Annotated in this window: 18 protein-coding genes and 12 tRNA genes; 21 read left to right on the forward strand and 9 right to left on the reverse strand. The window is 45.6% G+C overall.

The window, feature by feature from the left end:
* The first annotated feature begins 3 nt into the window (after window positions 1–3).
* From MHH50_RS04105 to MHH50_RS04165, 13 genes are all read left to right on the forward strand, one after another.
* A tRNA-Glu gene (locus tag MHH50_RS04105) sits at window positions 4–75 on the forward strand.
* Between the two features lie 6 nt (window positions 76–81).
* A tRNA-Val gene (locus MHH50_RS04110) sits at window positions 82–157 on the forward strand.
* A gap of 15 nt (window positions 158–172) precedes the next feature.
* Window positions 173–249: transfer RNA gene (locus tag MHH50_RS04115), tRNA-Met, on the forward strand.
* A gap of 71 nt (window positions 250–320) precedes the next feature.
* A tRNA-Met gene (locus MHH50_RS04120) sits at window positions 321–397 on the forward strand.
* A 25-nt stretch (window positions 398–422) separates the two neighbouring features.
* Window positions 423–500, forward strand: a tRNA-Asp gene (locus tag MHH50_RS04125).
* 16 nt (window positions 501–516) lie between these two features.
* Window positions 517–591: transfer RNA gene (locus MHH50_RS04130), tRNA-Gln, on the forward strand.
* Window positions 592–598: 7 nt separating this feature from the next.
* Window positions 599–674 (forward strand) — tRNA-Lys (locus MHH50_RS04135).
* A gap of 15 nt (window positions 675–689) precedes the next feature.
* Window positions 690–774: transfer RNA gene (locus MHH50_RS04140), tRNA-Leu, on the forward strand.
* A 7-nt stretch (window positions 775–781) separates the two neighbouring features.
* Window positions 782–856, forward strand: a tRNA-Gly gene (locus tag MHH50_RS04145).
* A 10-nt stretch (window positions 857–866) separates the two neighbouring features.
* Window positions 867–943: transfer RNA gene (locus MHH50_RS04150), tRNA-Arg, on the forward strand.
* A 32-nt stretch (window positions 944–975) separates the two neighbouring features.
* Window positions 976–1,049: transfer RNA gene (locus MHH50_RS04155), tRNA-Pro, on the forward strand.
* Between the two features lie 12 nt (window positions 1,050–1,061).
* A tRNA-Gly gene (locus MHH50_RS04160) sits at window positions 1,062–1,132 on the forward strand.
* 101 nt (window positions 1,133–1,233) lie between these two features.
* Complete coding sequence (locus tag MHH50_RS04165; RefSeq protein WP_076279888.1) at window positions 1,234–1,698, forward strand: YdeI/OmpD-associated family protein; 465 nt, start codon at window positions 1,234–1,236, stop codon at window positions 1,696–1,698.
* A gap of 69 nt (window positions 1,699–1,767) precedes the next feature.
* Here MHH50_RS04165 and MHH50_RS04170 read toward each other — a convergent pair whose 3' ends face one another.
* Complete coding sequence (locus MHH50_RS04170) at window positions 1,768–2,223, reverse strand: GreA/GreB family elongation factor (RefSeq protein ID WP_036686880.1); 456 nt, start codon at window positions 2,221–2,223, stop codon at window positions 1,768–1,770.
* A 396-nt stretch (window positions 2,224–2,619) separates the two neighbouring features.
* On the opposite strand from MHH50_RS04170, the gene MHH50_RS04175 reads away from it, so the two are divergent.
* Entirely contained in the window at window positions 2,620–2,814 is a 195-nt protein-coding gene (locus MHH50_RS04175) for a sporulation protein Cse60 (protein WP_036686883.1), read from the forward strand.
* A 151-nt stretch (window positions 2,815–2,965) separates the two neighbouring features.
* On the opposite strand, the gene katA is transcribed toward MHH50_RS04175, so the two are convergent.
* A complete protein-coding gene (gene katA, locus MHH50_RS04180; RefSeq protein ID WP_076187446.1) occupies window positions 2,966–4,423 on the reverse strand; it encodes a catalase KatA in 1,458 nt (485 codons plus the stop codon).
* 262 nt (window positions 4,424–4,685) lie between these two features.
* Window positions 4,686–6,302 (reverse strand): alpha-glucan family phosphorylase, encoded by a 1,617-nt coding sequence (gene glgP / locus MHH50_RS04185; protein ID WP_076279886.1) that lies wholly within the window; start codon window positions 6,300–6,302, stop codon window positions 4,686–4,688.
* 256 nt (window positions 6,303–6,558) lie between these two features.
* On the opposite strand from glgP, the gene rbsK reads away from it, so the two are divergent.
* Together rbsK and aroD are read left to right on the forward strand one after the other, a co-directional pair.
* Window positions 6,559–7,488 carry a ribokinase gene (gene rbsK, locus MHH50_RS04190; RefSeq protein WP_218641460.1) on the forward strand — a complete coding sequence of 310 codons (930 nt, stop codon included), beginning with the start codon at window positions 6,559–6,561 and terminating at the stop codon, window positions 7,486–7,488.
* Window positions 7,489–7,549: 61 nt separating this feature from the next.
* On the forward strand, window positions 7,550–8,314 hold the full coding sequence (gene aroD / locus MHH50_RS04195) for a type I 3-dehydroquinate dehydratase (RefSeq protein WP_076130672.1): 765 nt from the start codon (window positions 7,550–7,552) through the stop codon (window positions 8,312–8,314).
* Between the two features lie 84 nt (window positions 8,315–8,398).
* Here aroD and MHH50_RS04200 read toward each other — a convergent pair whose 3' ends face one another.
* The 4 genes from MHH50_RS04200 to bglX form a co-directional block, all read right to left on the reverse strand.
* On the reverse strand, window positions 8,399–9,151 hold the full coding sequence (locus tag MHH50_RS04200; RefSeq protein WP_076187440.1) for a MerR family transcriptional regulator: 753 nt from the start codon (window positions 9,149–9,151) through the stop codon (window positions 8,399–8,401).
* Between the two features lie 186 nt (window positions 9,152–9,337).
* Complete coding sequence (locus MHH50_RS04205) at window positions 9,338–10,090, reverse strand: 3'-5' exonuclease (protein ID WP_340033983.1); 753 nt, start codon at window positions 10,088–10,090, stop codon at window positions 9,338–9,340.
* A 186-nt stretch (window positions 10,091–10,276) separates the two neighbouring features.
* Window positions 10,277–11,245, reverse strand: coding sequence for a metallophosphoesterase family protein (locus MHH50_RS04210; protein ID WP_340033984.1), 969 nt, complete (start codon window positions 11,243–11,245; stop codon window positions 10,277–10,279).
* A 116-nt stretch (window positions 11,246–11,361) separates the two neighbouring features.
* Window positions 11,362–13,521, reverse strand: coding sequence for a beta-glucosidase BglX (bglX, locus tag MHH50_RS04215; protein WP_340033985.1), 2,160 nt, complete (start codon window positions 13,519–13,521; stop codon window positions 11,362–11,364).
* 643 nt (window positions 13,522–14,164) lie between these two features.
* Here bglX and MHH50_RS04220 point away from each other — a divergent pair.
* The 5 genes from MHH50_RS04220 to MHH50_RS04240 all read left to right on the forward strand — a co-directional run bounded on the left by MHH50_RS04220 (window position 14,165) and on the right by MHH50_RS04240 (window position 19,707).
* On the forward strand, window positions 14,165–15,109 hold the full coding sequence (locus MHH50_RS04220; protein WP_305953532.1) for an ABC transporter permease subunit: 945 nt from the start codon (window positions 14,165–14,167) through the stop codon (window positions 15,107–15,109).
* Window positions 15,110–15,137: 28 nt separating this feature from the next.
* Complete coding sequence (locus MHH50_RS04225; protein ID WP_076105429.1) at window positions 15,138–16,034, forward strand: carbohydrate ABC transporter permease; 897 nt, start codon at window positions 15,138–15,140, stop codon at window positions 16,032–16,034.
* Window positions 16,035–16,114: 80 nt separating this feature from the next.
* Complete coding sequence (locus MHH50_RS04230) at window positions 16,115–17,692, forward strand: DUF3502 domain-containing protein (RefSeq protein ID WP_076105428.1); 1,578 nt, start codon at window positions 16,115–16,117, stop codon at window positions 17,690–17,692.
* A gap of 68 nt (window positions 17,693–17,760) precedes the next feature.
* Window positions 17,761–18,783 (forward strand): LacI family DNA-binding transcriptional regulator, encoded by a 1,023-nt coding sequence (locus MHH50_RS04235; protein ID WP_036686912.1) that lies wholly within the window; start codon window positions 17,761–17,763, stop codon window positions 18,781–18,783.
* A 36-nt stretch (window positions 18,784–18,819) separates the two neighbouring features.
* Window positions 18,820–19,707, forward strand: a complete 888-nt coding sequence (locus tag MHH50_RS04240) for a sugar phosphate isomerase/epimerase family protein (protein ID WP_076187432.1) — start codon at window positions 18,820–18,822, stop codon at window positions 19,705–19,707.
* An 87-nt stretch (window positions 19,708–19,794) separates the two neighbouring features.
* Here MHH50_RS04240 and MHH50_RS04245 read toward each other — a convergent pair whose 3' ends face one another.
* Together MHH50_RS04245 and MHH50_RS04250 are read right to left on the reverse strand one after the other, a co-directional pair.
* Window positions 19,795–20,574, reverse strand: coding sequence for a fused MFS/spermidine synthase (locus MHH50_RS04245; protein WP_340033986.1), 780 nt, complete (start codon window positions 20,572–20,574; stop codon window positions 19,795–19,797).
* Window positions 20,546–22,045 (reverse strand): response regulator, encoded by a 1,500-nt coding sequence (locus MHH50_RS04250; protein WP_340033987.1) that lies wholly within the window; start codon window positions 22,043–22,045, stop codon window positions 20,546–20,548. Before MHH50_RS04250 ends, MHH50_RS04245 begins: the two co-directional genes overlap by 29 nt.
* Between the last annotated feature and the right edge of the window lie 10 nt (window positions 22,046–22,055).

Raw genomic sequence — 22,055 nt, forward strand, 5'->3', positions numbered from 1 at the left:
CATGGCCCGTTGGTCAAGGGGTTAAGACACCTCCCTTTCACGGAGGTAACATGGGTTCGAATCCCATACGGGTCATATCATGGAGGCTTAGCTCAGCTGGGAGAGCATCTGCCTTACAAGCAGAGGGTCGGGGGTTCGATCCCCTCAGCCTCCACCATATTATTTTCACTGACGCGGGGTGGAGCAGCCCGGTAGCTCGTCGGGCTCATAACCCGAAGGTCGCAGGTTCAAGTCCTGCCCCCGCAACCAATTTACTCTTATACATTATGTTTAGGGATAAGCTGGTATGGTGAAAATGAATAGTATATACTAATTAATGACGCGGGGTGGAGCAGCCCGGTAGCTCGTCGGGCTCATAACCCGAAGGCCGCAGGTTCAAATCCTGCCCCCGCAACCAATTTACACTTATGCATTATGTCTATGGAACCGTGGTGTAGTTGGCCTAACATGCCTGCCTGTCACGCAGGAGATCGCGGGTTCGAATCCCGTCGGTTCCGCCATTTAGTTAATTATTATTGGGGATTAGCCAAGCGGTAAGGCAACGGACTTTGACTCCGTCATGCATAGGTTCAAATCCTATATCCCCAGCCATTTATGAGAGCCATTAGCTCAGTTGGTAGAGCACCTGACTTTTAATCAGGGTGTCGAAGGTTCGAGTCCTTCATGGCTCACCATTTTCTTTAAAGTGTGCGCGTGTGGCGGAATTGGCAGACGCACCAGACTTAGGATCTGGCGTTTCACGACGTGGGGGTTCGAGTCCCTTCACGCGCACCATGTTTTTGCGGACGTGGCTCAGCGGTAGAGCATCGCCTTGCCAAGGCGAGGGTCGCGGGTTCGATTCCCGTCGTCCGCTCCATATAGATTTTGCGCCCTTAGCTCAGCTGGATAGAGCGTTTGACTACGAATCAAAAGGCCGGGAGTTCGAATCTCTCAGGGCGCGCCATTTTTATTACTAAGCAGTTATAGTATTGTTAACGGGATGTAGCTCAGCTTGGTAGAGCACCTGGTTTGGGACCAGGGGGTCGCATGTTCAAATCGTGTCATCCCGATTTTATACCTTTGCGGGTGTAGTTCAATGGTAGAACTTCAGCCTTCCAAGCTGATAGCGTGGGTTCGATTCCCATCACCCGCTTATAAAGAGAAACACTTGCCGGTATTAGGCGGGTGTTTTTTTGTATAGTTAAGCACGTATGGATACAATAGGAACTAGAGATTTTATTTGAGGAGGGGCCAATGTTTGAATTTGAAGCAAGGTTAGTCAGACCAGATACGAATGGGAGTTGGACATATCTTACGGTTCCTTTTGACGCTGAACAAATATATGAAACTAAATCAAGGATACAAGTTAAAGGAAGCCTGAATGACATTCCCTATAGAGGAACACTCATGCCGCATGGTAATGGGAAACATTTTATGGTCGTGAAAAAAGAACTGCGAGACTTAGCCCATGCTCAACCTGGAGATATAGTTCGGGTGACAATGGAACAAGATCATCAATTGCGAGAGATAGAAGCTCCAGAAGATTTTCTGGACGCACTAAGCAGCAATGAGCAGGCAGAGGTATATTATAACAGCTTGGCTTATTCCTATCGGAAGGAATATGTGAGCTGGATCGAAGGGGCGAAAAGACCGGAAACCAGAGCAGCAAGGATCCAGAAGTCAGTTAATAAGCTGGAAGAAGGTTTGAGGCTTAAATAATAGAACAGCGTCCTCCTCCTTAATATCTGGAAAGGGACGCTGCTGTAGCGGGTATATAAGGGATCGTCCTTATATAAGAACGCCTACTTCACCATTATTCACGAACTTAATGCTTTCGATCTTCACCTCTAGTTGACCTGAAGGAATCGCTAGCTGACAAGTACTGCCGAGCTCAGCCAGCAGCAGCTGCATGCCTATAGGTGACAACATAGAAATCTTGTTATCGTTAGGTTCTGCTTGGTTAGGAAATACGATGGTATAGATATCTGTAGTATTATCGTCCAAGTAACGAAGCTGCAGCTGACTTCCGATAAAGACCTGTGAATTTAAATCTTCACCATTGAACTCAGTTAGTAATTGTTCCAGCTCGGAGCAATAACGGGATAACAGCGTTTCAGCGTTGCTTCTATCCTTGCTCCGTACCGGAAAGTATTGATTTAGAAATGCGATTTTTTCCTCATCAAAATAGATAAGCTGCTGAAGCAGCTGTGTCCGTGAGCCTTCATAGATAAGACTATGGTTCATAGTAGATTTCACCCCCTCTAAGTAGCACATTCCTTGTAAACCTGTTATGGTGTGTTGCCATCTTAAAATCCCTCCTATACAAATAGAGGTCCCCCAATGGAGACCTTCTGATCAGTATACCAGCTTCTATTTGTAAATCCAATCCATTTTAAAAGGGGAATTAAAACCTTCTAAATATTGTAATGAAAACCTTTGACTATTACATACTTGGGTGCTATGATAGGCTGATGCATAGGCATTTCGTAGAAAACTGCGAAATGCCTATACTGTATTTTGAAGATATTTTTACATTAATTGTTACCTGGGGAGTGATACGCCATGTACATTTCGTTGAGTTCACATATAGATTCCAGAACTATAAAATAACTACTTAATTTATTAAAGGAGGAGATCAGGATGATTCAAGTTAAAGAGTTTGTAGATGCTGATAATTCTTATGCAGAGAATAAAGCTAATGAGTTCCTGGCAGGACTACGGGAGGAACAGATTGTGAATATCTGTTACGGTTCGGTAGTTAAATCATCACGTGATGGGGCAGAGCACCAAAGAACCACTATACTGGTCGTGTATAAGACAAATGAAAGGCAATAACTGGAACACGTTTTTTTCATGTCTATCCATTGTCTCCACGCTGGGCGTTGTGATTGTCATCATTTATTATGTTTTCAGCTAATTAGCAAAAAGAGGACCTTTCCCATCTACGGGCAAAGGTCCTCTTTAGTTTATAAGTGCATTTACAATCTTACATTCCGTCTGGTACAGATAAACCCAAACCGGATGCGATACGCTGTCCCAAGTCTGGATCAGCTTTAAAGAAATGCTCAATCTGGAGACGTTTGATATCGTTACTTTCAACAGGAGTCATAGCGCCAACGATATTTTGAACTAGACGGGTACGTTCTTCTTCAGACATTAGACGGTACAAGTCACCTGGTTGTGTATAGTGATCGTCACTATTGTAGGAGACACTATCCGCATAACCAGAGACTTCGAACGGCGATGTTTTATGCTGCGGTGATTCTTTAGGTCCTCCTAAGCTGTTAGGCTCGTAATAGGCACCGGAACCGCCATTGTTGCCCAAGGCCATACCACCATCACGTTGATAGTTCTTCACTTCTACTTTTGGACGGTTGATAGGTAAACTGTTATGGTTGGGACCAACCCGGTGACGGTGTGCATCACCATAAGCGAACAGACGGCCTTGTAGCAATTTATCAGGCGAAGCTTCAATACCAGGAACGAAAGAGCCGGGGGAGAATGTAACTTGTTCTACTTCAGCAAAGTAGTTCTCCGGATTGCGATCCAATACCATACGTCCAACCTCGATTAACGGATAATCTTTTTGCGACCAGACCTTTGTTACATCAAATGGATCAAAACGGTAAGTCTTCGCATCCTCGATTGGCATAATTTGCACGTAGAGCTTCCAAGCAGGGAAATCTCCTTTATCAATAGCATTAAACAAGTCCTCTGTATGATAATCCGGGTTTTCCCCAGCGATTTTGGCAGCAAGGTCTGCATCTAGATTCTTAATGCCTTGTTCTGTTTTGAAATGGTATTTCACCCAGACTGCATTGCCCTCGGCATTTACCCACTTGAAGGTATGGCTACCGAACCCATGCATATGTCTCAGCGTAGCTGGAATTCCGCGATCCGACATCAAAATCGTTACCTGATGCAGAGATTCAGGCGATAAAGACCAGAAGTCCCATACAGCATTCGGGTTCTTCAGATGTGTCTGTGGATCACGTTTCTGTGTATGAATAAAGTCCGGGAATTTAATCGCATCACGAACGAAGAATACAGGCGTATTGTTACCTACGAGATCATAGTTTCCTTCTTCAGTATAGAACTTCACGGCAAATCCACGAGGGTCGCGTACGGTATCAGCAGAACCTAATTCACCAGCTACAGTAGAAAAACGAATGAACAACGGTGTACGTTTGCCTACTTCAGACAAAAAGTTAGCTTTTGTGTATTGGGTTAGATCTTTTGTAACTTCAAAATACCCGTGAGCGCCAGCACCTTTAGCATGAACGACACGTTCAGGAACACGTTCTCTGTTAAAGTGGGCTAATTTCTCAAGCAAATGGACATCTTGCAGTAAAGTGGGACCGCGGTCACCGGCTGTCATTGAATTCTGATTGTCGCCTACTGGAGCACCCCAGCTGGTTGTAAGATTATTATTATTGGAGCTCATTAATAGAATCACCTCATGAGATTTGATTTTAGATTTAGTATAAGTTCTATATTAATGTTTTTTAGAGAAATTGCAACACTTTTTAAATAATTGACTCATTACAATATGTGGTAATCGTCAATACATCGTTGGCACATTCAGATATATATGATAGACAAAGTGATTAATTACTTAGCAGAATTAAAAAAGAAACAGCGCATCCCTACCATCACTGAAGGGGTGCGCTGTATTTTTTGGTATAGAAGATATTCGGTTCTTGTACTTAGGCTTTAATGTACATTCTGTTGTAATATTCATCTAACATTCTTTTGGTGGCAAACTCCGTACGGGAGGTTTCGATACTCTTTTTCATCATTTGTACCCACTGTTCACGATTCTCGTAAAAGGTTGGGAGTACACGCTTCAATAAGGTGTCGTACAGTGCATCACTATCATGCTTATCCAGCACCTCAAAGTCTGTAGTTTCGAAGCCGTCTCCAATCTGCCAGCCATTCTCACCATCGATGCAGGCTTCCGGCCACCAGCCATCCAGAATAGAACAGTTCAATACACCGTTCATAGCTGCTTTCATCCCGGAGGTGCCGCTGGCTTCCAATGGTCTGCGTGGATTGTTGAGCCAAATATCAGCACCGCGCGTCAGCTGGGCACCAATCGTCATATCGTAATTCTCGAGGAACACAACACTCTTTGGATACTTTTTCATCATCGCTACTAGGTTACTGACGATTTTTTTACCGTTATCATCGAGTGGGTGCGCTTTGCCGGAGAATACAATTTGTATCTTTCCAGACTCCAGATAAGGTTCGATAATTTCTGGCTGCGAGAAGATCAGGTCGCTTCGTTTATATGGAGCTGCTCTGCGTGAGAAGCCGATGAGTAAATTGTCAGCATTTAAGCTAATGCCGGAACGTTCTTTGATGAACTGGATCAGTTCGCCCTTGATCTCTTTATGCACTGCCCATAAGTCTCCATCCTGTTCGTAGGCTTGCGTCATTCTATCATCTACCCAGGTAGGAGTATGGATGGCATTAGTAATGCCTATAATTTCCGATCTTCCGGCTACTTCCTTCCACATTTTATTAGCCGTATCGGCGTGTAGCTGGGCTACTGCGTTGGAAATACGTGATAGTCTTAGACCTGCAACCGTCATATTAAATGGCTCGCCGCCGATCCGCTCCATCTGGTCACGGGTTAAGCCGTTGAACGCACTCATATACTCAAGTCGGTCGAGAGGATGGGTTTCGTTGCCTTCTTTGATTGGTGTGTGGGTAGTGAATACGACTTCTTCGCGAGTGGCTTTCCACGCTTCTTCGAAGGTATGGCCTCCGGACATTTTTTCACGGATTAGCTCGATAGCCGCTAGAGCCGCATGACCCTCATTGAAGTGATAGACATCAATAGGGATTTGCAACGCACGCATAGCTTTGACTCCACCAATCCCAAGCACGATCTCTTGTGCGATCCGTTCTTCGCCGAACCAGCCGTACAATTGGCCTGTGATCCAGGCATCATTATTCTCGGGAATATCCGTATCCAGTAAATACAATGTGCTGTTGCCAAAATAATCAGTTTTCCATACTTTGCATACCACATCGGTTTTTCGGACTTTAACAGTTACCTTAACCCCTGTATCTTCAAGAAACTCATAAACATAATTGTGATAGGAGTCGTACGGATTGCCATTGGCATCAATCTTTTGGTCCGTGTAACCTTGTTTCCACTTCAGCCCAATAGGGATGATAGGGGCGTTGATATCTTTTGCACCCTTGATGTAGTCTCCGGCAAGAATGCCCAGACCTCCGGCATACATTTTGAAATCGGAATGCAGCCCGTACTCCATACTAAAATAAGCGACTGACGGTAATTTTTGTTCGTTCACTTGATAAGCCTCCTAATCACGGATTAGATTAAATTGCAGTGAAGCTGCGGGCATTATCTTAGGTGCAAACGTTTGCTCAAAATAGTGCAGGCAATCATTGTGGAAGCGATTGCACCACTATTCTAGCACACTCGATGAATAAAAGCATAACGTCAATTTGGTGAAAACAACCATTTTGAATCCAATTGAGCGGAATTGATTGATAAAGTGGACAGAAGCCCCTAAGATAAAGAGATTGAAGAAATAATTAATGGTGGTGTCTAAGTTGGATATAGTTGTGATTGGAAGCTTGAATATGGATATGGTGGTACGTACAAACCGGTCACCAAATGCAGGAGAAACCCTGATTGGACAAGCCTTTGCTCTATCTCCTGGCGGAAAAGGGGCAAATCAGGCCGTTGCCGCAGCACGTCTGGGTGCAGAGGTTAGTATGATCGGAAGAGTTGGAAAAGATACCTTTGGTAGCGAAATGCTGGAGATTATCAGGAATGAAGGCATTCATATAGAGCATATTTCTGTAAGTGAACATGAGGCAACAGGAGTCGCCTCAATCGTTATTGAAGAAGATGGAGAAAATCGGATTATCGTGGTACCTGGAGCGAATATTGAGCTTACGGTAGAGGATATTCAGGCATTGGAGGCTGTGATTAGCCAGGCTAAGATCATTGTGCTGCAGCTTGAAATGGATCTGGCGATGAGTGAGCAGGCGATTGCGATTGCCCATCGTAAGGGGATTCCGGTCATCCTTAATCCTGCACCAGCTAGAGTGCTAAAGGATGAGATGCTGGCTCAGGTATCTTACCTGACACCTAATGAGACGGAAGCCGGGATTTTGTCCGGAATGACTGTGGATAGCGCAGAGACTGCTGAGCAGGCAGCCCGTATTTTGCTGCAAAAAGGAGTACAGAACGTAATTGTAACCTTGGGTTCAAAAGGTGCCCTGATTGTGAATGCTGAAGGTGCCAAGGCTGTTCCAGGCTTCCCGGTAAAGGCGGTAGATACAGTTGCTGCCGGTGACTCATTTAATGGCGCATTAGCCCAACAGCTGGTCTTAGGGAAGACCTTGGAGGAAGCCGTGAGCTTCGCTAATGCTGTAGGTGCATTGGCTGTAGGGAAAGAAGGGGCGATCCCTTCATTGCCGCAGTTGTCCGAGGTCGAGCAGTTTCTAAAACGTAAATCGCTGTAGAATAGACAGTACAGGATATTCAAGATCTATACTAGATGAGATAGGATAAGGAGCTTAAATAATGAGCAGAACAGTAACCGTTAAAAATGTGATCATCGGCGAAGGAATCCCTAAGATATGTGTTCCGCTAATTGGAGCGACCTTGTCTGAGCTGAAGCAGGAAGCGGAAGCGCTGAAAGTACTGCAACCTGATTTGGTGGAGTGGCGGACGGATTTTTTTGCTGAAGTGGAAGACGTTGCAGCTGTAAAGAACGCACTAAGCGAAATCTGTTCTGTGATTCCAGATCTGCCGCTGATTTTTACTTTTCGGAGTGCAAAAGAAGGTGGAGAGAAGCAAGTCAGCACGGAATATTACACAGCACTGAATAAAGCTGCTGCCGAGAGCGGTCTAGTAGATATAATAGATGTTGAACTATTTAATGATGAGCAGGATGTAAAGCTACTGGTCGAAGCTGCTCATGCTCATAACGTGTCTGTCATTATTTCAAATCATGATTTTCAGGGTACACCTCCTAAAGAGGAGATCATCTCACGGTTATGCAAGGCGCAGGAGCTTGGCGGGGATTTGCCCAAAATTGCCGTTATGCCCCAAGATGCAGGCGATGTGTTAACTTTGCTGGAAGCTACACACATCATGAAGGAAAAATATGCAGACCGTCCGATTATAACGATGTCTATGGCGGGAGCCGGGGTGATCAGCCGTTTGGCAGGTGAAGTTTTTGGTTCAGCGCTTACCTTCGGAGCTGCACATAAACCTTCTGCACCTGGCCAGGTAGCTGTCGCTGAGCTTCGGAATACATTGTCGCTGCTGCACCGCAGTCTGTGATTTCTGCTGATTGCTATTGCCTCAAAAAAAAGGCATCCGGAGTATCCGGATGCCTTTTTCTATTTTAAAATATTGTTCGTGCGCTTACGCATTTTTTCCCGTATATACATGTACGGCATCTCTTAGAAACGCAGCGAGTCCAGGGCGGCGTTTGTCATAGTATTCGGTAAAACGTTCATCATCAACATACAATTGTGCAACACCAGCATGAGCTTCTTTGGAATAGGAATTCCAGTAGAAGGAGAGCCACTCACGGTGTAGGTCTGCACTTTTTTGTGCTAATACACTGGCAGGATCTCCATGCTCCATTGCTTGCAAGAGTGTTTCGAACATCTCTTCCTCAAGCTGTTGTATAGCGGCATATTGATCTTCTGTCATTCCTTTAAGCTTTTGGTTGGATTGATTAATGGTGTCATCTCCGTATTTCTCCCTTATTTCTTGGCCATATTTCTTTTCGTTGTCATCTACCAGCTTTTGTTTAAAGCCTTCGAATTTTTCAGTATCACTCATGGTAATTCTCCCTTCTTTTTGAGCCAGCGTCTTTTCGACGTTAGCGATTAATAGATCTAATTGCTGTCTTTTTTCCAGTAGCTTGTCATGATGCTCCCGCAGCGCTTTGGCTCCGTCGAATGAGGGCTCTGTCATAATAGCCTTGATACGTTCCAGACTTAAGCCAAGCTCCCGATAAAATAAAATTTGCTGTAGTAGATCTACTTCGGTACGGCCATAGATACGATACCCCGAAGAGTTGATTCTCGCCGGCTTAAGAATGCCAAACTCATCGTAGTAGCGCAGGGTCCGTGTGCTGATTCCAGCTAACTCTGCGAGCTTCTGCACTGTGTATTCCGTAGTATCACCTCCTACAAATCAAATGTACACCTTTACGTAACGTGAAGGTCAAATGGTTTTTTTAGCATATCCAAAACAGCGACAGCTACCCTCTGAATGATCATGGGGAAGTCTGCCGCTGCTATGAATAAGTCTATAATGTTGAGCTATGTTGAGCTTTGCTGCTGCTTGAATTTATTTATGACCCATTTGTGCTGTGAAATAATTGTGCAATTCCTCCAGCTTACGAGGGTCCGCAAGGGTTGCTTGGTCTGAGAAGTAGTGTTCAACGACAAGGTCCCAGGTAGGTACAATTTTTTGTGAGGTCATAGCCTTTATGGCTACCTTAACTGTTTTGCGTTCTTTGGCATTGGAGAAGGTATCTACGTAATGCTGTGAACGCTCAAAATCCAGATCCTTAAACACGGCGCGGAAGATCTCTGACGTCATCCGTGCATCATCCAGCGCCCGGTGTGCAGATCCAGTAGGCTCAAGCTCAAACAATGCCATCGCGCTTTCCACGCTGACATCATTGCTAAGACCACGCGCACGAAGAACTCCTTTGAGCAAATCGAAATACGTAGCGGACATCCAGTAGGATTCGTCCATCTTGTGCATGCGCACATCCTGAATGATTCGCTTCATGTCTTCGCCACCCCAGGTAAGCAGCAGAACTCCGTCTGTGCTTAGATCAAGCCACTCTCTAAAAGCAGTGATGACTTTGGGGAAGCGGGGGGCAATATCGATTTCCTCTTGAGGGATACCCGTTTTTTTCTTAATAAAGGAATTTAGGGTGGAGAAATATATAGGTTTGATCAAGGAAGAAAATTCATCCTTATACTGCAGTGAAGAGTCTAACCGGACGGCTCCAATCTCAATGACCTCCATAGGGTGCTCGCTGGCAAACTTACGGCCGTTGAATTCGATGTCCAGAATAATATAATCCACAGGTACTTGCCTCCGTTTCCATGACTGACGCTGTAGTGCTTAATACGTCGACTTCTCTATTTTAACAAAAAAAGTGATGTAATGGGGAATATGGAGACAAGCTAATATTTGCACAAAAAAATGAACCAGCGTAACATCTGCGCACTGGTTCATTTAATCACTATTAAAATTTAATCCTATAAAAGATTAATGTCCTGAATCGGCAGCAGGTTCAGGCATATGAATCGGCTGTTCATTTATAACGGATCCGTCATCAAGACGAAGCCAGGTATTGAAGTCTTGAGTGCCTTTGACCAGTTCGATGACGCGTGCTCCCCGCATAAAGCCTTCTTTTCCATAAGTATTGTAGCCGGTAGCACGGCCATAAGAAAGACGTATGCCATACAGGCTGCCGCTAAAATCGTTGATATGGTCATGTCCGCAGAAGGTGCCAAGCACATCACCCATTTCCAGCAAAGCCGAGAATAAGCCCGAGTTCACCTCAGGTGAGCATACACGCTCAAACTTATGCCCATGACAGACTTGTGTAGACCAGACATCCCGATATTCGGGAATTGGAATATGGAAGAAAGCCAAGGCAGGCAGCCTGTTCTCAGCAGTCTTCGGATTCAGCCGCGCAGATTCAGCCGTCAGCCAGTTGATCTGATTCCGCCCAACCCAATTGTAGCCCGGGATATCCTCATATTCGGAGTAGCCGCCAGAGTCCAGAAAATACAAAATAGCAGCCGAGTCGTCCTCCTGATCTTTAATTTTAAGAGTGTAATTGCCCGAGCCTTCCAGCTCTTCTGGACCGGCTTCGGTCAGGCAGTGGGGATGTTCCAGGGCAATTTGCATCAGTTCACTCTTTGAAATCAGAGTTTCTGTGTCATGGTTGCCAAATACAAAGGTCCAAGGGATGCCGGATCTCTCCACGGCAGCGACAGCTTCACGAAAAGCTTGTGCGGGGTGCTCGCATGCCTTGTTTCCCGGTGATACAGGACCCGTGTAAATAAGATCTCCCGTGAAAACCACAAGATCAGGTTGTTCCGCATCCAGAATGCGTTCCATCAGTGCCTCGGTAAGCTGATCCTCAGCTCTTCCATCCATCCAGTGCAGATCTGTAAATTGTACGATTTTAAAAGTGCCATCTTGCTGAAATGATAAACTGTGTCTCATTAGAATAATCTCCCTTACTATCGAATATTGAATAGCAAGCTGTGGAGGCGCCAACCCCTCATTGCGCCAAGAGGGCAATAAGGGCTGACGTCGTTAGAAGCATAGCTATACGCAGGTCAGCAGATCCAGATCCGCTGAGTGCAATGATCTCCAGAGTTTCTACCGATCATAATATCATATTCCCCAGGCTCGAAGACCAACTGATCGTCTTTTCCGTAGAACATTAACATTTCTCTGGTGATTTCGAAGGAAACCACCTGTTTCTCATGCGGTGCGAGTGTAATCTGCTGGAAGCCTTTCAGTTCCTTGACCGGGCGCACGACACTTGCGCTGACGTCGTGGATGTAGAGCTGAATGGTTTCCTTGCCGGCGATGTCCGAAGTATTCTCTACTTCAATGGAGGCAACCACCCGATCCGCAGCTTCAACATTGAAGCTGTTGTAAGCAAACTTGGAATAGCTCAGGCCATAACCAAAACAGAACAGCGGGTCATTCGGGCAGTCCAGATAACGGGTCACGTACCGCACATTAGGATACATAGGATCATAAGGACGTCCCGTTTGATAAGCATTGTAGTAGACAGGAATTTGCCCAACCGAGTAGGGGAAGCTCATCGATAAACGTCCGGAAGGATTATAATCTCCGAACAGCACATCGGCCAGCGAATTTCCTGACTCTGTACCCAGAAACCAAGCCTGCAGCAGAGCGTCGCTGGCATCAAGAACGGGTTTCAGCTCCAGTGGTCTGCCGCTGAATACAATGGTGACGACCTTTTTTCCGGTATCCTTCAGACGCCAGATCAGCTTCTCCTGATTGGCTGATAGGCGGAGATTGGATTTGCTTCCGCCTTCCCCGGTATCCTGCTGGTTCTCACCGACAGCGGCGAGAATTACATCACAATCCTTCAGCGCCTGGTAGGCGTCTTCAATTTCATCCTCCACATCAAAAACACCCTCAAGCATGCTTCCCAGCTCACCAGTCATGGCCGTAAAAATATTTTTGGCAGATGTTTTTTGCGAAAGGCCGGTGTAGAGTGATACAGCCGGATCTTTTTCTGTCCCGGCCCAACCGCCCAGCACATGAATGGAGGTGGCGAAAGGACCAGCCAGACCAATCTTCATGCCACGTTTAAGGGGCAAAGCATCATTGTCGTTTTTGAGCAGTACAACTGAGCTAGCTCCAAGCTCCCGTGCGGCCTGCAGATGCTCCGCGCTAGGTTTCGGAGCCTCATCCACCAGCGGATCTGCATCCTTGAATGGATTATCGAACAAGCCAAGCGCGTCCTTGAGCTCAAGCACCCGGATGACGGCTTCATCGATCAAGGCGATATCAAGCTTTCCTTCCTCGACCAGAGCAGCGCCGTGGTTTAGATAGTGAGTGGACATCATCTCAATATCCAGCCCAGCAGCCAGACTTTTCTCGGCTGCCTCACGGCCATCTATTGCGGCGCCATGGGGAATCAGCTCATTAACGGAATTGAAATCGGCGATGGTAACGCCGTTGAAGCCCCATTCTTCCCGTAAAATCCCGCGAAGAAGTTCGGAATTACCACTTGCCGGGATACGGCCAATGGTATTAAATGCGGCCATCACCATGGCCACACCAGCATCTACGGCAGCCTTATAGGCTGGCAAGTAGAACTCACGCAATACGCCGGAAGACATATCCACCGTGTTGTATTCCCGTCCGCCTTCGGGAGCACCGTAACCAGCGAAGTGCTTCACACAGGCAGCGATGCGTCCTTTTTCTTTTAGGTCCTTGCCCTGATAACCCCGCACCATACTTTCGGTGACACGGGCATTCAGATAGGGATCCTCACCAGATGTCTCCATGACACGTCCCCAGCGCGGGTCGCGTACGAGATCAGTCATGGGCGAGAAGGTGACGTGAATGCCGGCAGCCGCACTCTCCTTGGCGGCGATTTCAGCAAACCTTTCACAGGCTTCAAGGTCAAAGCTGCTGCCCATGGCCAGCGGAATCGGGAGGATGGTCCGGTAGCCGTGAATGACATCCGCCATGAAGAGCAGAGGAATCTTTTGTCGGCTGGTTTGCAAATGTCGGGTCTGTTGCTCGATTACATTCCGGGCTCCAATACCGTTCAGAACACTTCCGATGCTCTCCATTACCTGCGGCTTAATATTCAGTTCCTTAAATGGACCAGTTAAATCCACGGTATCGTCCAAACCCCAATAGTGAGGACCTAGCTGGGTTAATTGGGCCAGCTTTTCGTCCAGGGTCATATCGTTCACAAGATCTTGGATAAACGTTTTAGTCATGGTTAACTCCTTCCTCGTGAGCGCATTGAAAGTTAGTTTGTTAAATAGATGTGTAGTTCCCCGCCGGGCAGCGTAAGCATGATTTTATTAGCAAAACTTACGTTAGATAGGCGATAAGGATGGGAGTGAACCGTTTACTCTCCTGGCACACAGCTCCGAGATGCGGAATGGGCCTGAGCTATAATCAGGTTCATTTGTTGTGAAAATCATAGCATTTCTCTCTTCGGATACAGGGCTGAGGCATAAATTAAATCAGAAGAGGATTGCATCATTAAGATGTTACATATGGAGACTGACATGTCTATGAAAGAAAAGTATAAAAACGTTTCCACAAACGATACACCTCGATATTAGTCTGAACACCAAAAAAAGTCAATCGCCTTTAGAAAAACAGCTAATTTATATTTTTTTACGTGAAATATGTAACTTTAGTACTTGTAATTCAAAAATAAAATGAATTGACAGCGCATACATTTTGGGAGTATGCTTCTCACACAGAGAGTTTTACAGAAACACTGGAAACGTTTCTACAACGCTCGATACACTTTTTTATGAAGGTTGGGCAAACTGTTTTTATTCTGGCTGCTGGACAAGAAAGGAAGGTAATTTATGCATGTGACTGAATGCATCTTTCAAATTGGAGGTGGGCACTTTGGCGAGACTGAAGCTTGTGGGTGGAAACATTGTTCGGGAAGTCATTAAGAACAAAGTTCTTTTTCTAATGTTGCTGCCTGTAATCGTATATTTCGTTATCTTTCACTATGCTGTAATGCCTGGAGCTTACGTCGCATTTGTAGATTACAAGCTCAATAAGGGGATTTTTGGAAGTAACTTTATCGGCCTTAAGAACTTTGAGTTTCTGGTTCAAAATGGGGATCTATGGAATATTACCAAGAATACGCTGCTCTATAATATCGTCTTTCTGGCTTTAGGTAATATCATTCAAATAGTATTTGCCATTATGTTGTCTGAGATCTCAGGCAAGTGGTTCAAAAAAATATCACAATCCGTTATCCTGTTACCGAATTTCATCTCCATGGTTATCGTCGGTGTGTTTGCCTACAATATATTCAATTTCAATTCCGGGTTTATCAATACGATGTTAACTGGAATGGGGCTAGACCGTTACGAGTTCTATTCCGATCCGGGCATCTGGAAATATATTATTGTGGCTTTCAAGATCTGGGCGGGTACCGGATATGGAATGATTGTTTATCTGGCAACGATCACAGGGATTAATCATGATCTGTACGAGGCTGCTTATATGGATGGAGCGACTACCTGGCAGCGAATCCGTTATATGACCTTGCCGATTCTGAAGCCAACCTTTATTCTGCTTCTACTGTTCGGTATGGGTGGAATTCTCAAGGGATCCTTTGACCTTTTCTATAATCTGATCGGTACGAACTCTGTACTGTATCCGCAGACAGATATCATCGATACCTATGTCTTCCGTTCACTGGTGGGACAATTCAACTTCTCTATGGGTGCCGCAGTGGGCTTCTACCAATCCTTATTCGGTCTGATCCTGGTGCTTGTAGTTAACTTTATTGTACGCAAGGTAGAACCGGACAGCGCTTTGTTCTAAGACTAGACACGAAACAGGGGTGATAAATATGGAAAAGAGTACAATCAAACAGGATTCCGGAAGCATTCTCATAAAAGCAGTCAGTTATATCTGTATCGCTATCTTTGCGCTATTCTGTTTATTTCCCTTCGCGTTGATGATCTCCTCATCGTTCATGAACGAGCAGGAAATTGTTCGTGAAGGCTACAAGCTGCTGCCGAAGGCATTTTCCTTTAAGGCTTACGAGATGCTATTCAACAACTCTACTCAGCTGGTGAATGCTTATCAGGTAACTATCTTCATCACCGTAGTGGGTACGGTACTCGGACTGTTTATGATGTCGATGGCCGGATTCGTGCTCAACCGTAAGGATTTCAAGTACCGCAACTTCTTTTCCTTCTTGATTTACTTTACAACACTATTCAGTGGCGGCTTGATTCCAACATACATCCTGATGGTTAAGCACCTGCATATGAAGGACAGCTTATTCGCCATGATTCTTCCGGGTGTAGTTGGTGCATGGTCCATCTTCCTGATGCGTAATTTCATGAAGGCGATTCCGGATTCCTTATATGAATCCGCTACCATTGACGGTGCTGGCGACTTTCGCATCTATTGGCGGATATTTATTCCGCTGGCGGTTCCATCCTTGGCTACTATTGGGCTTTTCTCAGCACTAGGCTTTTGGAATGAGTGGTATAACGGGATGTTGTATATTGACAGTCCGACGAAATATCCGCTCCAATACTTTTTGCAGCGAATGGTCAATCAGACGAACTTAGGAGCGCTAATCAACTCGGGAGCGGTCATCAATACTGCTGATCTTCCGACGCAATCCATCAAGATGGCTACAGCTGTGCTGGCCACTGGACCGATTATTCTCCTGTATCCATTTGTACAGCGTTATTTCGTAACAGGCCTCACCATCGGGGCTGTAAAGGGTTAATGGACGCAATCTTCTTTTCGAAGAGCGTTTATTATAAATGAAAGTTTCATAAATAGAAGAGAAAAGGGAGGCTTACCTAAATGAAAGGTAAAAAGATCGCGTCTTCTTTAATTGCTGTCCTCATGCTTACTGGAGCACTGACAGCCTGCACATCCAAGAACAACAATGAGCCGAGTAATGATCCGGCAGCCACGAAAGCTCCAGAGGCTTCAGCCAATGCAGGCGGAGTGGATACTTCCAAGGAAGCTAAGCTGGTGTACTACCTCTGGGGCAGCGAAGGAGTTAAAAATAAAGAAATCCTCGCTGAGATTAACAAGAAGCTCAAAGCTGATCTAAACGCTACGATTGAAGTGAAGTATATTGACTGGCCGGATATCGCTACTAAGTACCCGCTGCTATTTGCTTCAGGCGAAGAATTTGATATGTCGCATGCATCTCCCGGAGCTCCGGTGTCTTATTTCACATTGGCTAGTGAAGGCGCTCTAGTGGACCTTACAGATATGCTGGATAAAGTTGCTCCTAAGCTAAAAGCGGAAATCCCGGAAAGTGTGTGGGAGAATACAAAATACAAAGGCAAAATTTACGGTGTACCAAGTCTTTATAGCGAATACACACCTGCCGGTTATGCCTATCGTTCTGACTTGCTGAAGAAATATGGAATGGACAAAATCACTTCCATTGATGATATGGTTAAATACATGGATAATGTGGTTGCTAATGAGTCCTTCCCACCAATTAACGGCAAGGCAGAAGATGCAGCCAATATGTTCAGAATGCTCGTAGATACTACAGGGATGTGGCTTAACGCTCCTGGTATATCTTTGAATGAGCTGAATCTTGTGACCAAAAGTCCAGAGGACTACAAGACCGTCTTCCATCCAGCTTTCACTCAGGAATTTGAAGATTGGGCTGTGAAGATGCGTGAATGGGCGGATAAGGGTTACTGGAGTAAAGATGTGCTGTCTGCAACCCTAGGCAGCAAGGATAACTTCAGAGCAGCTAACTCCGCAGGTTATTTGACTCATGCTCAGGACTGGATCGGCCAATACGGTGCGGATTTGAAGGCGCAACCGGAATCAGATCCTTACTTCTTTACTTTTGCGGAAGCTAATAAGAAGATCAAACGTAAGATGGGCGTTGACAACTCGACTGTAATCAGCACGAACTCAGCTAATCCAGAGCGCGCTCTGATGGTGATCGAGAAGTTCATGACCGATGAAAGCTACTACAACCTCATCCAAAACGGTATTGAAGGCAAACAATATGTTATGGAAAATGGTGTTAAAAAGCAGCCTGCAGGCTTCAACGATAAAACGGACGGCGGAGGTTTCGCTGCTTGGTCACTTCGTAATGACAAATTCGTAGTTCCTACGGATACAGAAAACCCAATCCGTAACTCCTTATTCGCAGAATGGGATAAAGTGGCTATCGATGATCCTTACAATGGCTTCAGCTTTGATCCAACCAATGTTACAACTGAAATTGCTTCGATTTCCAACGTGAATTCACAGCTCGGTATTCAATTGATGCTTGGTAAAACAAGCAAAGATCCAAAAGCAGCTGTTGCGGAGTACCGCGATCAGCTGAAAAAAGCAGGAGTTGACAAGGTCATTGCCGAAGTAGAGAAGCAATTGGCTGCGTTTGTTCCTGTCAACTAAAGAAAGTTAAGGGGTGTAAGGGAGCTATAATTCGATATAGCTCCTTTACCCATAAATGGGGGAGTAAAGTGGATGTAAATATCAAGGATATCGCGCGGATTTCCGGTGTGGGCATCTCGACGGTCTCCAGGGTAATCAATAACAAGGGACCGGTGAGCAAGTCTACACGTGAGAAAGTGATGAGTGTGGTTAAGGAATACAATTATATTCCCAATTCCAACGCGCGGAATTTGAAAACTACACAATCTAAGAACATTGCACTTATGGTCAAGGGGATTACCAATCCTTTTTTCTCTAATATGATCAGAGAAATTGAACGGCAGGTCAATCTGCGGGGCTACCCGTTTCTTATCCAGCAAGTAGAGGATGGGACCGATGAAATCAATGCTGCAATTCAACTGGTGAAGGAGAAGAATCTGTGTGGGATTATCTTCATGGGTGGAACCTATGATCATTCTGAAGAGAAGTTCAAACAACTGACGGTTCCGTTTGTGCTGACAACGATCACCTCAACGCAGGAGGTGAACCCGCTTATTTTTTCCAGCGTTATTATCAATGAAACGAAGGAAGCCTATAAGGCTACCAATTATTTGATCTCATTAGGTCATACGAATATCGGCTTTTTAGCCAAGTCTCCATTATTGGATGAAACCACGGGCAACCGGCGGTATTTAGGCTACAAAAAAGCACTCGAAGAGCAGGGTCTGCCCTATGATTCAGGGTTGGTTGAGGATTGTGAATACAGTCCCAGCTCGGGATTTAATGCTGCGCGGAGACTGCTCAACAAGAACAAGGGAATTACAGCTATATTTGCCGCTTCCGACACGATTGCCATCGGTGCTGCCAAAGCGGTGCTTACCGCGGGGTTATCTATCCCTGATGATATTTCGATCATTGGCTTTGACGGGATCGAGATGGCTGAATATTATCATCCTTCTCTTGATACAATCAGCCAGCCGGGTACGGAAATGGCCTTATCCAGTGTAGGTGTTCTGTTTGATCTCATTTCCGGACGATCAAACCATCAGCATATTGTCTATGATGCGGTATTGCTCAAGCGTGGTTCCTGCAAGATGATTAAACCTCGTTAAGATCACACTATAAACCTTTATTGGAGTGGAACCCAAATGCAAGATACACTGAGAATAGGTACGATTGTTCGTGGTGGAGAAGCCGTTAAGGTCATTCCACAAATTGTGGGGCATGGATTTGAATCATTTAATCTGAACTTTTGGCAGACCACCGGCGAAACCGATTTGATCGAAACGGCTGCACGACTGAGGGAGTTAGCTGCTGAACATGATTTTGTCATCTCTTCTGTGGGCATCTATGGCAATCCGCTGAATGGCAGCGGCGACAATGCCGACACATTGGCCAGCTGGGAGAGGCTGATTGATCATGCACATTTATTTGGCACAGATATTATAGGCGGGTTCACCGGCCGATTGCCAGGTTTGTCCATTGATGAGTCCATCCCGAAGTTTACAGAGGTGTTCGGAGAATTGGCGAAGAGAGCGGCAGATCGTGGCCTGCGGATTGCTTTTGAGAATTGCGCTATGGGCGGAAGCTGGCAGAGCGGAGAGTGGAACATCGCTCACAATCCTTCGGCCTGGGAGAAGATGTTCAATGCTGTTCCGGCAGATAATCTGGGATTGGAATGGGAGCCTTGCCACCAGATGATCGCATTGATTGATCCGCTTCCGCAGCTGCGCAAATGGATGGATAAAGTATTCCATGTGCATGGCAAGGATGCGACCATCGCTTGGGACATCGTCAAGGAATACGGTATTCATGGCCCCAAACCTTATGTATGGGACCGAACCCCTGGCTTCGGGGATACCAATTGGGTAGATGTAATCACCATCCTGCGCCAAGCGGGTTATAAAGGTACGATTGATATCGAAGGCTGGCATGATCCAGTGTATCGTGATGAGCTGGAAATGACCGGCCAGGTGCATGCATTGAATTACTTGAAATATTGCCGTGGTGGCAGCTTTGTGCCTAATCCGGTTTAAATGGTGCCGTATGAAAACAACCCAAAAATGACCTCGAAATCCACAGTGAAGTGGAGGATGAGGTCATTTTTTATAGTTAATCCTGATTTAATCCTGAATCAGATATCCTTGTCCCAGCTGTATTTCTTTGAAGCCAGCCAAATGGCGGGCTTGAAAGCGGATAGGGGTGCTGCCGCCAACCATAATGATATTTTGGATATCGGCGGCCCCTTCTGAAGGCAGGGAAAAGGCTTTGATATAGGCGTACTCTTCGGCAAGCGTTGTATAAATCGCGTTGATCAGCGGGTCATGTTCACCTTTTCCCATTAGATTCATGAGAATATATCCGCTTGTGTTCAACTTCGAACGGGTAATACTGAAAAATTCACGGGAGATCAAATGCCTTGGTGTACCAGCGGCAGTAAAGGCATCCAAAATGATGTATTCATATACCTGCGGGTCTTCGCCTTCAAGGATCTGACGTCCGTCACCGATCACTACGTTATCTTGACTATATCCAAAGCAGCGGCGGCTTAATTCGACTACTTGTTTGTCTAGCTCGGCTACTTTAAATCTTTTGTCCGGAAAATGTCCGGCAATTGTTCCAATTCCATGCCCAATAAGAAAAACATCCTCAAAAGAAGGGAGGTTGAACTCCATGAAGTGAATGATGGCCCGCGGATATTCAAAGAGAATTCGTTGCGGGTCATTAAGATCCATCGCACCTTGAGTGGCATGATTCGAGAACTGCATAACACGGAAGGAGCCTTTTTCACCATATAGTTCTGTTGTGTCGTAGACGGTTATTTCATGATTTTCGCTATTTCTTTGAAGCTCTGAATGCAAGTGATCGATCTCCTTATACAATACTAATTCGTTTATATTCATTGGGTGTAACCCCGACAACACGTTTAAAAAGCTTGTTGAAGTAGGCAGGATCGCCATATCCAACCTCTGCCCCAATCTCGTGAACCTTCAGGTCCGGAGCATTCTTGAGTAGATGTTTGGCTTTGCGCAGCCGAATTTCCGTGATGTAGTCCGTCAGTGTAAGTCCGGTCTCTTGCTTGAACAGCTTGCTTAAATAGCTTGGAGTCAAAAAAACCATATTTGCCAAAGTGTTCAGATCTGCATGCTGATTATAGTTAGCGGATATCCAGCGTTTTATGGTTTCTATGGCTGTGCCGGACATCTCCAGACGATGGGTTCTGATTTCGGTCAGAATGTTTGTGAAATGAGCGGTAAACATCTCCTCAATGTCGCAAAAGCTCACACTGGACGCGATTCTGTCGTCCAACCTGAGGTCGGGAGCACTTTTATTGCGGGCCTCGAATTCTTGCAGTTCCTTTTGTGCAGTTTCTTCAACCCAGCGACAGATCCGGAGAATTTGGTCAGGACCGGCTTGTTGTGCTTTCAGCACTGAGAACAGGTCATGAATCCATTCTAAGACGCCTGTCACATTCAGAATCTGCAGGTTATGGATCAGCGGTTCTCTAATTGTATTAAAGTGATCCAGGAGGTTCATCTCCGGCTGTTGAATATTCTGAATATTCGCGTAATGTACAGGCTCCGGATTATATATGCCCATGTTGCAGGCTTGTTTAGCATCTAGGTATGCCTGTCTAAGCTTGGATACCTCATTATAACAACCGCTGGTACCTACATGTAGGATCTTTCCGTGTGCAGATATCCGCATAATGTCACCGATATCTTTTAAATCGTTGTCTGACAGCGGCTCAGCAGAATATACAATCCAGACGTAGAGTCCTTTTTGAATCTCCAAGCTGTCGAAGCTCAACGCCTTCTCTTGCCGCAGACTGTCTGCGCAGGAGCAGACGGTTTCTCTGGCGCTCCCTTTGAGGACAAAGACCGAGAAATAAGGCTGGGGCAAGGTAAGGCTGGATAATAGGAGAGGGGAAGAGGGCTCTTCGATATGTAAGACTGTCAATAAAAGCCCGGAACGGTGGCGTTCTTCCTTGTCGCGCGCGAGCTGCCGTTCTTTGTCTAGCCGATAAAGCAGCTCGAACAGCTGCTCTTTATTAATTGGTTTTAATAAATAGTCTACAGCTGAGCTGCGGATGGCTTCTCGGGCATAATTAAATTCAACAAATCCACTCATTAGAATAGAGTAGATCTGCGGATGGGTGGCTTTTAATTGTTTAATCAGCTCCAAGCCATTGATTTGCGGCATACGAATATCTGTAATCACAACATCAAGTTGAAGTGTGCTTAACTTATCTAATAGATGTTTTCCGTCGGAGTAGGTGCCGATGACCAGAAATTCGGCGCTTTCTTTACTGATCATTCGGGCCAGTCCTTCGCGGATTAAGATCTCATCATCCACAATCGCAATACGCAGCAATCTGAGCAGC

Source organism: Paenibacillus sp. FSL H3-0302, from assembly GCF_037982245.1.
Taxonomy (GTDB): domain Bacteria; phylum Bacillota; class Bacilli; order Paenibacillales; family Paenibacillaceae; genus Paenibacillus_AQ; species Paenibacillus_AQ odorifer.